The following is a 12,560-nucleotide window of genomic DNA, read 5'->3' on the forward strand; positions in this document are numbered from 1 at the left end:
TGTAGACGCTGTTGACGCACGCCGGCGCTGCCTATTCCAGCATGTCCGCAGCGGCTGGTGCTAGGCGTTCGGGGCGGCGGTAGACGAAGGCCGGTGCCGGCGATGCCGACTCCTGCTCGGCGGCTGCGCGCACCTGCGCATGGATGGGCGAACGCTCGCAGACCGGGTCCAGCGTGGCGGCATCGCCGCTGAGCGCCAGTGCCTGACAGCGGCAGCCACCCCAATCGATCTCGCGCTTGGGGCAGCCCTGGCACACCTCCGGCATCCATGCGGTGCCGCGAAAGCGCACGAACGCCTCGCCGTTGTTCCAGATGTCGGCCAGCGAGCGCTCGCGCAGATTATCAAAGCGCATGCCCTCGATGGTCTCGGCGGCATGGCAGGGCAGCACATCGCCGCGCGGAGAAATATTGACGAAACGCTGGCCCCAGCCACCCATGCAGGGTTTGGGCTGGCGCGCGTAGTAATCGGGCGTGACGAAATCGATCGCCAGGCGGTCGCCGAGCTGGCGACGTGCGGTTTCCACCGCGTCGATGGTGGCCAGCAGTTGCTCGCGGCTGGGCATCAGCGCAGCGCGGTTGCGCAGGCCCCAGCCGTAGTATTGGGTGTGCGCTACTTCGATGCGCTCGGCCTGCCACTCCAGCGCCAGCGCGATCATGCCGGGCACGCGCTCGGCGTTATGGCGGTGCAGTACCGCGTTGATCGTCAGCGGTAGGCCGCGTGCGCGGACCGCAGCGGCGAATTCGCGCTTCCTGGACAAGCTATTGCGGTAGCCGGCGATACGGTCGGCGCCGGCCGGGTCTACGTCCTGCACGCTCAGCTGCACATGTTCCAGCCCGGCCGCCTGCAGTTGGTCCAGCATCGGCTCGCCGCCAGCGACGCCGGAGGTGATCAGGTTGCTGTACAGCCCGAGCGCGCGCGCATGTGCGACCAGTTCGGGCAGGTCTTTGCGCAGCATCGGTTCGCCGCCGGAGAAATGCGCCTGCAGCACGCCCATGTCGGCGGCCTGCTGCAACAGCGAGCGCCAGCCTGCGGTGTCCATTTCCTCGCGCAGCGCGGCCAGCGCGATCGGGTTGGAGCAATACGGGCACGCCAACGGGCAGCGGTGGGTCAGCTCCAACAACACCGACAGCGGTGGTGGCGCGATGCTCATAGCCGCAGCAAACGTTTCTGATGCAGGGTATCGGTGAGTTCGATCACGTCCGCTTCGATTTGCGCTGCGTCCGCATCGAATTCTGCGGCCAGCTCCTGCGCGATCTGCGCCAGCGAGCGTGTGCCGTCGTAGCGCTGCGCGACCACCAAGGCGATGTCGTCCAGCTCGACCACGCGCTCGGGTGCGAGCAGCACCCACTGATCGCGTGCGCGGTCTTGTTGCAGGCGCACGCCCGCCCGCAGCGCCGGCCGGCTATCGCGGGTAATGCCGCTCATGCTGCGACCCGGCTGGCGTCGCGGTCCGGCACGAAGGCATCCGGCCAGACGATGCCTGGCGCTACGTAGGCCACATGCAGTGCATCCAGCTGCGCCCACAGCACCGAGCACTTGAAATGCAACGCGGCCTTGACCAGCGCCTGTTTTTCGACCGTATCGGCATGCTGCTTGACGTAATCCAGCGCGAAATCCGAATCGCGTGGCGCCTCGGTCAGGCGATGTTCGAAATAGGCCAGCGCTTCGGACGAGACGAAGTCGTAATGCTTGAGCATACCGGCCACGCGCTGGCCGATGATGTTGGGCGCGAACAATTCGGTCAGCGACGAGGCGATGGCTTCGAGCAGGCTTTTTTCGCGCACGAAGTGCAGGTACGCCTGCACCGCAAATCGCGTACCCGGCAGCAGCGCGCGCCCGGACTCCACCAGCGTGCGGTCCAGGCCGAGCGCGTCGGTGAGGTGTAGCCAGCGCGCGATGCCGCCATCGCTGGCGCTATTGCCGTCGTGGTCGAGAATGCGTTGCCGCCAGATCCGCCGCAGCGCCGGATCTTCCATGCGCGCCAGGATCGCCGCGTCCTTCAGCGGAATGCAGCGCTGGTACTCGAAGCGGTTCAACGCCCAGGCCTGCACCTGGCCTCGGTCGAGCTTGCCGTGGTGCAACAGCGCATGGAACGGATGCTGGTCGTGATACAGGCGCGCGCCGATGGCACGCAGGTCCGCTTCCAGTTGGTCGGGGCTGAGCAGGGCGGTCACAGGGCGATCTCTAGGCCGTCATGCGCAACCTCCCAACCGCTGGCGCGCGCGCTGGCGAACTCGGGCGAGAAGGTGTTGAGCACGGGATTGGTGGTGTTGAGATGGATGAAGATCTTGCGCGCCACGTTCAAGGGTGCGAACGCGGCGATGGTGCCATCGGGGCCATCGATGCTCATGTGGCCCATGCGTTGGCCGGTCTTCTGGCTGATGCCCAGCTGCACCATCTCGTCGTCGCGCCACAACGTGCCGTCGAAGAACACCAGTTCGGCGTCCTGCAGGCGCGCACGCAAGGCGTCGGTCATCGCAGCGCAGCCGGGAATGTAATGCATGCGGCGGCGGCCATCGTCGATGGTGAGCCCGAGGGTTTCTTCATTGGACCCAGCCAGGTCGCCGCCGCTGCGCGATTCCATGAACAAGGGCACCTTGCCGGGCACCGAGAATGGCGTGAGCTGCAACCCACATAGCGCCAGTGGTGTGTCCAGCGCGAACGGCTGCCGGCTCACGTAGTGCGGATTGACGGCGTCGAAGATGGGATTTTGCGCGAGCAGGTCCAACACGCGGCTGCTGGCATGCAATGAAAACCGCTGGCTTTCGCGCATCGAGAGCAGTCCGGCGATGTGGTCGATCTCGCCGCTGGTCAGCAGCACTGCCTCGATCGGCGAATGTCGCAGCCCGTGCTGCGGCCACAAGGCAGGTGTTGCAAGAATTTGTTGGCGGAAATCGGGAGAGGCATTGATCAGCACCCAGCGCTCGCCATCGGCACTGACCGCGATACTGGCCTGGGTACGACGCTGGGCACCGTCTGTTTGCTGCCACGCCCGCAGGCTTGCGGAGGTGTGGCAATTCCACTGCGGGTGCCCACCGCCGGCCGCCGATCCCAAGACGATGATGCGCATGGAGAACTGTGACCTAATCTGCCGGCAACTGCCGGTCATGCATCAAGAGGAAGGGCGGCAAGGTGCACGTGAAACGTGCAGGATCAAAACTCGCCGGAGACGTAGCAGTTGATTTCGGCGCCACAATTGACTTCACGAACGACAGGCTTCTTCCAGGTCTTCATACGGCTACCTCGCAGTTGGGGAAAACGTCGCTGGCTGCTAGATGCAACGCACGACGTCTTCCGAGCATAGGCAGGCGGTCTGGCGCAGTTGTAAAGCGCACGTAAAAAGGCGCGTCGGTCCCAACTTTCCTTTGCGGCGCCGTGTCGCTTTTCGCGCCTGGCGGTTACGAATCAAGACGTTGCCGGGTGAACCTGGCATAAGCGAGAGCGGCGTCTCGCATGGCGAGCGCCTCGGCAAAACGCGTTGTGGAGAAGGTGACGCGCACGTTACCGTAGTCGTCAGCCCCCTGCTGTTGCCCACCGCCGTGTCCACCGCTGTGACCAGTTTCTCATTTGATCGTCTGCAGGCGTTGCTGCAGCGTCCCGCCGTGGCCTCGATCGCGCCCGCAGTGCGCGATGCGCTGGCGCAGGCCTGGCAGGACCTGCCGCCCGCGCAGACCGATAACGTGCCGTGGGCATTGCTTGGCGACACCCTGGATGCATTGGCACTGCTGGCTGCCGACGAAGCCACCCTGATTGCGGCGTTGCTGTTCGATTTGCCTGCCTTGCGTGGCGCGATCGCGGGCCTGCCGTGGCAACCGGCGGAGCGGCGGGTGGCGGTGGAAGGTCTGCTAGACGGCCTGGACGCAGCCGATCAGGTCTGGGCGCTGCATGCCGGACGCGAGGCCGGGCGCAACAGCGAAGGGTTGCGACGTCTGCTGCTTTCCATCATCCACGACTTGCGCGTGGTGCCGATCCTGCTGGCACGGCAGCTGGCGCGCATGCGCGTGGCCGATCGCCTGAGCGAAGATGAGCGCCGCGCGCTGGCCCAGCTCACGCGCGACATCCACGCGCCGCTGGCCAACCGGTTGGGCATCTGGCAGGTGAAGTGGGAGCTGGAGGACCTGGCATTCCGGCATCTGGAGCCGGAGACCTATCGTCGCATCGCCCGTGAAGTGGACGAAACCCGCGTGGCGCGCGAGCGCTACCTGGAAGCGGTCAAGCGCACCTTGTCGGCAGCGCTTGTCCAGCAGGGCCTGCGCGCAGAGGTGAGCGGGCGGCCGAAGCACATCTACAGCATCTGGCGGAAGATGCAGAAAAAGCGTCTGTCGTTCGATCAACTGTACGACATCCGTGCGGTGCGGGTCATGGTCGATGACGTGGCCGCCTGCTACGCCGCGTTGGGTGCGGTGCATTCGCTGTGGGCGCCGGTCCCGAGCGAGTTCGACGATTACATCGCCCGGCCCAAGGCCAACGACTACCGTTCGTTGCATACCGCGGTGGTCGGCCCGGAAGGGCGCACGATCGAAATCCAGATCCGTACCTTCGAAATGCACGCTCAGGCCGAACTCGGCGTGGCCGCGCACTGGAAATACAAGGAAGGCGGCAAGGGCGGCGAAAAGGCCTTCGACCGCAAGATTCTGTGGATGCGCCAGCTGCTGGAGCAGGTGCAGGAGGGCGAGCATGGCGAGCTGGCCGGCGCGCTGGATGCCGAGCTGATCGAAGACCGCGTGTACGCGCTGACCCCCAAGGGCGAGGTGATCGATCTGCCGCAAGGTGCCACGCCGCTGGATTTTGCATATCACGTGCACACCATGGTCGGGCATCGCTGCCGTGGCGCGCGCGTCAACGACCGCATCGTGCCGCTGACCTACCGGCTGCGCAGCGGCGACCGCGTGGAGATCATGACCGCCAAGGAAGCGGACCCGCGCCGCGATTGGCTGCTGGCCTCCAACGGCTTTCTGGCCAGCGGGCGCTCGCGCGACAAGGTGCGCGCCTGGTTCCATAAGCTGGACCGCGCGCGCAACGTGCAAGCGGGCAAGGACTTGCTTGATCGCGAGCTCAAGCGCCTGGGCCTGCAGCATGCGGATCTGAGCGTGGCCGCGCGCAAATTCCACGCCGAAAACATCGACGAGCTGTATATCCAGGTCGCCCTGGGCGATACCGGCCCGAACCAAGTCAGCCGTGCGTTGCTGGAGGCCGAGCGCGCCGCGTCCCAGCCGGCAGTACCGGCACCCCCGCGGCCGACCGCGCGGCGCGATGGGTTGGGGAAATCCAAATTCACCGTCGAGGGAGTGGGCAATTTGCTGGTGCAGTTGGCGCGTTGCTGCCAGCCGGTGGCCGGCGAGCCGATTGCCGGCTACCTCACTCGCGGCCGTGGCATCACCGTGCACCGCACCGACTGCGCGGCACTGGCGCGCCTGGCGGCCGCCCACCCGCAGCGCGTGTTGCCGGTGGAGTGGGGCAAGGCCGGCAGCGGCTACGAGGTGGATGTGCAGGTGCGCGCGGTGGACCGCCGCTGGCTGCTCAAGGACATCACCAACCTGATCGCCCAGGAAGACGCGCACGTGCTGGAAATCAACAGCGACAACGTTCGCGATACCGGCAGGGCGCAACTGCGGCTGCGCTTGAAGGTCAGCGATTACGGCCAGCTGTCCGGCCTGCTTGGCAAGCTGGATGCGCTGCCCGGGGTGAGCGAGGTGCGGCGGCTGGGCTGAGGACGCCGCGTACCTGGAAGGTGCGCCCCGGTGTGAAACACACAGCCCATGAGGGGCGAGAGCTGTGCTTGCCTGACGATTCCCGATTCCCGATTCCCGATTCCCGAAGAGCCCACGCCGCCTTCGCAACCTCCACCGCTACCATGATGCGGTGAACGCGTCCCCGTCAGGTCGCGCCAAGGATGGACGCCACCGTATGTCTTTGCTCCCGCGCTGGGCCAGATCGCCCCGCCTCTGGGCGCCACTGCGCAGCCGCGCGCTCTGGCGCATGGTGTTGGCGCTGTGCGTCTGTCTGTTGCTCACCGTGGTCGTGCTGCGCAGGCCGCTGGCCGACTGGCTGTGGCCGGACACGCGCATCCAGCAACTGTTGCAGCGGGGCGATGCGGCCTTGGCGCGCGGCCAGCTCAGCGCCGCCAACGGCAGCGGTGCGCGGGAACTGTTCGCCGCCGCACTTGCACTGGACAGCGACCGTGGGGAAGCCCGGACCGGGCTGGCGCGGACCGGCGCTGCTGCGGTAGTGCAGGCACGTGCAGCGGTTGCAGCAGGCGATGTCGCAGCAGCGCAGCGCGCGCTGGCGCTGGCCACCGCCCTGGAGGCGCCGCAGGCGCAGATCGCCCCGGTTGCGGCGCGGCTGCGCGCGCTGCAGGCGCGTCGGGTCGGGCTGGATGCCTTATTGGCGCAGGCGGCGGCTGCCCAGCAGCAGGGCCGCCTGGACGGCACGCCGGAGAGTGCGTTGCCGCTCTACCAACGCATCCTGACCCTGGCGCCTGACCGCACCGACGCACTGGAAGGCCGCGAAGACGCCTTGACCGATCTGTTGGCGCAGGCACGCCACGCACTGGCGCGCGATGAGCTCGGCGAGGCCTCGGCGCTGCTGGCCGCGGCCAAGCGTTACGACGCCGGGCATGTCGACATGCCGCTCACCGAAGGCCAGTACCACCGGGTGCTGGAGCAACGGCGTCAACGTGCGCAGGCCTTGCTGCGACGTGGTCGCCTGGCCCCGGCTGCGCGCGATTTCAACGCGGTGCTCGCCGCCGAACCGGACGATGGGGCCGCCCAGCGGGGCCGCGACCAGGTGGCGGACGAGTACGCCGCACAGGCCAGCCGGCAGGCGGCGGATTTCCACTTCGACGATGCGTTGCAATCCTTGGGTCAGGCGCAGCAATTGGCGCCGGGCGCCGCGTCGATCGTGCAGGCCGAGCAAGCGATTGCGCGCGCGCGCGACGCCCAGCGCGGCCCGGACGCGAGCCTGTCGCGGGGCACGCGCGAGCGCCGTCTGCGGGCATTGCTGCAGCGCGTTGCCGATGCCCAAGCGCAGCAACACTGGATGACACCCCCGGGCGCCAGCGCCTACGACGCCGTGCGTGCCGCGCAGGCGCTGGCGCCGCGCGATCCGCGTGTGCTGCGGGCAGCGGCGCGCGTGGTACCGGCCAGCCAACGTTGTTTCGAGGACGAACTGCGCAACAACCGCCTGCGTGCCGCACGTGGGTGCCTGGATGCCTGGCAGGCGCTGACACCCAATGCCGATGCATTGGCCGGTGCGCGACGCCGCCTTGCACAGCGCTGGGTGGCGGTCGGGAGCGAGCGGCTGGGCCAGGAGGACGCAGCCTTCGCCCGCCGTGCGCAGGACGAGGCGCATCAGCTGGATCCGGGTTTGCCGGAACTGGCCGAATTCACGCGGCGGGTCAAGGCGGTGGCCGAACAGCGGTGAGCGGTTGCTGGTGATGTGGGCAACTTGGAAGCCCGCCGAGCGTGTGCAGTCCCACGGTCTAAGGCCCGTGTTGCATCAGGTACGGGCACAGTCCCACGCTTCAAGCCCCCATATTTGCATCAGATGCGATGCGTGCTGCAGACGCAGGTGAACCAAACTGTGCAGCCTTCAACCAGCACGCGATACAAGCTGGGATGCACACTCCCTTCTCCCACCGGAGAAGGTGCTCCGAAGGGGCAGATGAGGGTACGTGCGCAGCGTCGCGATGCGGCGAAGGCGGATCAATCGCCAATCACTGCGTGTCCTGGGGCGTTTAGTGATGCAAACGATCCAGGCGCCAATCCCTAGCCGCCTGCTCACCCCGCAATAAATAACTCGCGTACCGTCGCCCGTGCTGCGTCCAGCGAAAAATGCTCGGCCACGTTGCGCAAGCCGTTATCGGCCAAGCGCTGCCACAACGTCGCATCTCGATACAGCCGCACGATTGCAGCGGCGAAGGCGTCCGCATCGTCGGCGACGCACACATCCTCGCCATCGCGCAGGTGCATGCCTTCCACCGCGCAGGTGGTGCCGACCACCGGCTGGCCGTGCGCCATGCTGAGATTGATCTTGCCTTTCACGCCCGCGCCAAAACGCAGCGGCGCCACCGCGATACGTGCGCTGTCCATGAACGGAACCAGATCCGGAACGTGACCATGCAGCTGCACGCCGGGGCATTCGTCGGCCAACAATCGCAGGGCGTCGGGCAGGTCGGCACCGATGCAGTGGAAGACCACCTCGGGCAGCTGCGCACGGACCTGCGGAAAGATGTCACTGATGAACCACTGTACCGCATCCACATTCGGCGGATGACGAAAGCCGCCGACGAAGACCAGGTCGCGGCGCTGCGCGAAGCTGTGGCCGCTGCCGGCGACCTCATGCAGGTTGGACAGCAGGGCGGTGCGGATGTGTGGCGCATCCGCGCGCAACTGCGCCTGTTCTGCGGCAGACACCAGCAGGGTGACATCGGTGGCCGCCATGATCTCGAGCTCGCGCACGCGGGTGCGTTCTGCGCTACGCAGCAGATTGGCATCGCCGGCCAGCTCGGCACCTCGGCGTTCGCGCAGGTAATGCAGGTCGACGGTATCGAACAAGGTGCGCGCCTGGCGCGCATATTGCCTGAGCAATGGCAGGCAGGCATGCGCCACGTGGTGGCGCACCAGCAGCACCACTGCAAATCGCGCACCATGGCTGCGCAGCCAGCTGCCGATGCCTTCGAGAAACGGCGCGTACCAGACTTCGATACCGAGCTGCTGCAATGCCTGGGTGTGGCGCCCGGCGTGTTCGCGGCGTGTCGGCACGAAGACGACATGCGCGCCTTCTTCGCGCAGCAGTCGGATCAGGTTGAACTGCCGCAGCGAGCCTGAGTCGCGGTCCGGCTGCGGCACGCACTCGTCCAGGATCAAGACCTGTCGCTGGTGGCGGTGCAGCAGTGCCGGCCCGGGCAGCACTGGTTGCTGAACTTGTTTGCTGAGTTGCAGTGCCCATTTTTTGGCGAATTGCCTTTGATGCTCCGCAACCATTGATCCCGTTTTCGTCTCATTGGTCCGGTCATGCACCACAACGCTGGCCGGCTGCACCAGCACCTGATATCCGGCCGCGCGGACTGCAAACGCCAGATCGGTGTCTTCGTAATACGCCGGCATGTAGCGCCGGTCCAGTCCGCCCAGCGTGTGCAACAGCGCGCGCGGTAGCGCGATTGCCGCGCCCGAGCAGTAGTCCATCGCGCGTACATATGCATAGCGTGGGTCTTCGGACGATTCAAAGCGGCCGTAGCTCCAGGCGCTGCCATCGCCGAAGACCACGCCGCCGGATTCCTGCAGGCGCCCGTCCGGATACACCAGTTGCGCGCCGACCAGGCCGGCGCCCGGATGCTGGGCAAAGGTGTCGATCAACCGGTCCAGCCAGCCGGGCTGCGGAATGGTGTCGTTGTTGAGCAGCACCACGAAATCGCCGCGGGCCAGTGCGATGCCGTCGTTGCAGGCCGCGATGAAGCCGCCGTTGCTCGCACGCAGGTGATAGTGCAAACCGGCGATCTGCGGCAACTGTTCAGCGGTGGCGTCGCTGCTGCCGTCGTCCACGACGATGATTTCCACACTCAGCAGCGGCGGATGCGCCGCCAGCGCGCGCAGGCAGGCCAAGGTGTGCGCAATGTGGTTGTAGACCGGAATCACCACCGTCACCCGCGGGGTAGGGCTGTGTGGCAACGCGAACGCCGCGAACGGGGCGGCCTGCGGCAGCCACAGCGGCGTGCCCAGGGCGACCGGGGGCGCCTGCGTGTGCACGCGAATGCGTTGCCAGGTGGCGCGCCAGCCGCGCGTGCGCATGCTGGCCACGCTGCGGTGGATCAGGCCGAGGACGCGATTGAACAGATAGCGCGCATCGGCCAAAGACATCGACATTGCGTTGGAACTCCAGCGTGGTGGGGCAGTGAAACGTGGCGAGCAGAGCGCGGGTCGAGGCAATCGTTGCATCTGCCAGCGCAGTGTGCGAGCCATGCCTGCGCTGCTGCCGAGAACACCTCGCGCCTGGCGAAGCGGCATCGGTCGTTTTGTTAGCCGCTCTTAACGGCCGACGGGCCGGCAGGTCACAGCCATGACAGCGCTGCGCTAGACTCGCCGCACTCTACATTCTCGCATTCCTGTGCCCCGACGCCACGACAACGACGCTCCCGACGATTTCGAGGACGACACCAATGCGCAAGGCTCCCGCTGGCAACGCAGACTCATCGTCTGGGGATTTGCCGCGTTCGCGCTGGCGCTCGGTTTCCTGATTCCCTATACGGTGTATCTGAACAAGCAGGTCACCCAGCGCTTTGGCGAACTGCGTTGGCAGATCCCCACCCGCGTGTACGGGCGGCCGCTGGTGCTCGTGCCGGGCAACGCACTGGATGCGGCCACGCTGAAGACCGAGCTGGACGCGGCGTCGTACCGCGACGACGGTCAGGCGAAGCTGGCCGGCACCTACCAGCAGGACGGCAGCCGCTTCACCATCGCCAGCCGCGGCTACATCGATGTGGATGGACGCGTGCCGGCGCGCCGTATCGAAGTCAGCCTGGCCGGTGGGCGCGTGGCCAGCCTGCGCGACGCCGGCGACCGCAAGGCGCTCAAGAGCGCACGCCTGGACCCGGCGCGCATCGCCACCCTGTACGGCCAGAAGCAGGAAGAACGCCGCCTGGTGCGCATGGAAGAAGTGCCCGAGCTGCTGGTCACCGGCCTGCAGGCGGTGGAAGACCGCGACTTCAACAGCCACCACGGCATCGACCTGAGCGGCATGGTGCGCGCGGCCTGGATCATGGCGCGCTCCGGCGGCCAGGTCCGCCAGGGCGCCAGCACCCTGACCCAGCAGTTGGCCCGCAGTGGCCTGCTCGGCATCGGCAAGGAACAGACGCTCACGCGCAAGTTCAACGAGATTCTGTACGCGGTGATCATGGAGGCGCGCTACGACAAGCGCACCATCCTGGAGGCCTATCTCAACCAGGTCTATCTGGGCCAGCGCGGCGGGCAGGCGATCCACGGCGTGTCGTCGGGCGCGGAACTGTGGTTCGGTCGCGAACTCAATTCGATGACCACCGAGCAGATCGCATTGTTGATCGGGCTGGTCAAGGGGCCGTCGTACTACGACCCGCGGCGCAACCCGGAACGCGCGCTGGACCGACGCAATTTCGTGCTCGGCAAGCTGCACGAAAACAATCTGATCAACGACGCCGAATACAAGCGCGCGCTGGCTGCGCCGTTGGGCGTGCCGATCGAGCCTGGCCTGGTCGCTGCCAACCGTTTTCCGGCGTATGTGGACCTGGTGCGGCGCCAGCTGGCGCACGACTATCCGGAAGGCGTGCTGCAGGGCGCCGGCATGAGCGTGCTTACCGGCATGTCGCCGTCAGCGCAGGCGTATGCCGAAGGCGCAGTGACCGGCACCATCAAGCGGCTGGACAACAAGAAACGCCCGCCGCTGCAGGCGGGGTTGGTGCTTACCGACGTGCATAACGGCGATGTGCTCGCCGTGGTCGGCAGCCGCGATGTGGCCAAGCCGGGTTTCAATCGTGCGGTGGAAGCGCAGCGGCAGGTGGGCTCGTTGCTCAAGCCGTTCGTCTACATGCTGGCCTTGGCCTCGCCGGACCGCTGGGCGCTATCCAGTTGGGTCGACGACTCGCCGGTGACCGTGCAGCTCAGCCGCGGCAAGACCTGGTCGCCGGGCAATTCCGACAACCGCAGCCACGGCACGGTGCGCCTGGTCGATGCGCTGGCGCATTCCTACAACCAGGCCACGGTGCGGGTGGGCATGCAGGTCGGCGCGGACCGCATCGCGCAGCTGATCCAGGTGTTGGCCGGTATCAAGGCCGAGCCCAATCCGGCGCTGATCCTGGGCACCACCGACCAGAGCCCATATGGCATGGCGCAGCTGTATCAGTTCCTGGCAGCCGGCGGCGAGATCCAGCCGCTGCATGCGGTGCGCGGTGTGCTCGACCCGCAAGGCAAGCTGCTCAAGCGCTATGACAAGACCCCGGCGCCGGCGCAGGAAGGCGATTCGGTGGCCGCCAACCTCATCAGCATCGGCCTGCAGCAGGTGGTCAGCGGCGGTACTGCGCGGCAGTTGCTGGGCGATGGCCTGGGGCGCCTGTCGTCGGCCGGCAAGACCGGTACCTCCAACGACGGTCGCGACAGCTGGTATGCCGGCTACACCGGCGATCATCTGGCGGTGATCTGGATGGGCAACGACCAGAACGCCGAAACCGGCTTGTATGGCGCCACCGGCGCGATGCGGGTGTGGTCGAGCATCTTCGCCCGCCTGCCGAGTGCGCCATTGAAGGTCAGCGGCAAAGGTCTGGATTGGCAGTGGGTGGACGCCAGCGGCACCGGCGTCACCGACCCGGGTTGCCCGGGTGCGCGCCAGTTCCCGTTCGTGGTCGGCTTCACGCCGGCCTACGCGCCGTGCGCAGGCAACGCGCCGTCGATCGAAGCCGCGCCCGGCGAAGCGGCCGCACCTGCCGAACAATCCAGCGGCGGTGGCTGGCGCCGCTTCTTCGGTCTGGAAAAGAAGCCCGAAGACCCTGCCGCCGCACCTGCCGCGGCCCCACCCACGCGTTGATTGGAACGACC

9 protein-coding genes are annotated in these 12,560 nt (G+C 66.9%); 3 read left to right on the top strand and 6 right to left on the bottom strand.

The annotated features are described in order from the left end of the window. Positions 1-31 precede the first annotated feature (31 nt). From pqqE to pqqA, 5 genes are all read right to left on the bottom strand, one after another. Entirely contained in the window at positions 32-1,150 is a 1,119-nt protein-coding gene (gene pqqE, locus F7R02_RS04055) for a pyrroloquinoline quinone biosynthesis protein PqqE (RefSeq protein WP_003482516.1), read from the bottom strand. Then, positions 1,147-1,425 carry a pyrroloquinoline quinone biosynthesis peptide chaperone PqqD gene (pqqD, locus tag F7R02_RS04060; protein WP_005921459.1) on the bottom strand — a complete coding sequence of 93 codons (279 nt, stop codon included), beginning with the start codon at positions 1,423-1,425 and terminating at the stop codon, positions 1,147-1,149. Before pqqD ends, pqqE begins: the two co-directional genes overlap by 4 nt. After that, positions 1,422-2,174, bottom strand: coding sequence for a pyrroloquinoline-quinone synthase PqqC (gene pqqC / locus F7R02_RS04065; protein ID WP_005921461.1), 753 nt, complete (start codon positions 2,172-2,174; stop codon positions 1,422-1,424). Before pqqC ends, pqqD begins: the two co-directional genes overlap by 4 nt. After that, positions 2,171-3,070, bottom strand: coding sequence for a pyrroloquinoline quinone biosynthesis protein PqqB (pqqB, locus tag F7R02_RS04070; protein ID WP_005924707.1), 900 nt, complete (start codon positions 3,068-3,070; stop codon positions 2,171-2,173). The genes pqqC and pqqB overlap by 4 nt, the downstream gene beginning before the upstream one ends. 83 nt (positions 3,071-3,153) lie before the next feature. After that, complete coding sequence (gene pqqA, locus F7R02_RS04075; RefSeq protein WP_002812057.1) at positions 3,154-3,234, bottom strand: pyrroloquinoline quinone precursor peptide PqqA; 81 nt, start codon at positions 3,232-3,234, stop codon at positions 3,154-3,156. Between the two features lie 290 nt (positions 3,235-3,524). On the opposite strand from pqqA, the gene F7R02_RS04080 reads away from it, so the two are divergent. Together F7R02_RS04080 and F7R02_RS04085 are read left to right on the top strand one after the other, a co-directional pair. Next, positions 3,525-5,711: a RelA/SpoT family protein gene (locus tag F7R02_RS04080; protein WP_139371015.1), complete on the top strand. Its 2,187-nt coding sequence runs from the start codon at positions 3,525-3,527 to the stop codon at positions 5,709-5,711. A 268-nt stretch (positions 5,712-5,979) separates the two neighbouring features. Next, positions 5,980-7,422, top strand: a complete 1,443-nt coding sequence (locus F7R02_RS04085; protein ID WP_033484361.1) for a hypothetical protein — start codon at positions 5,980-5,982, stop codon at positions 7,420-7,422. 356 nt (positions 7,423-7,778) lie between these two features. On the opposite strand, the gene F7R02_RS04095 is transcribed toward F7R02_RS04085, so the two are convergent. After that, on the bottom strand, positions 7,779-9,863 hold the full coding sequence (locus tag F7R02_RS04095; protein ID WP_139371012.1) for a glycosyltransferase: 2,085 nt from the start codon (positions 9,861-9,863) through the stop codon (positions 7,779-7,781). Positions 9,864-10,104: 241 nt separating this feature from the next. Here F7R02_RS04095 and mrcB point away from each other — a divergent pair, with 241 nt between their 5' ends. Next, a complete protein-coding gene (mrcB, locus tag F7R02_RS04100) occupies positions 10,105-12,549 on the top strand; it encodes a penicillin-binding protein 1B (protein WP_003482504.1) in 2,445 nt (814 codons plus the stop codon). Positions 12,550-12,560 lie beyond the last annotated feature (11 nt).

Origin of the sequence: Xanthomonas cissicola, assembly GCF_008801575.1 — a bacterium.
GTDB classification, from domain to species: domain Bacteria; phylum Pseudomonadota; class Gammaproteobacteria; order Xanthomonadales; family Xanthomonadaceae; genus Xanthomonas; species Xanthomonas cissicola.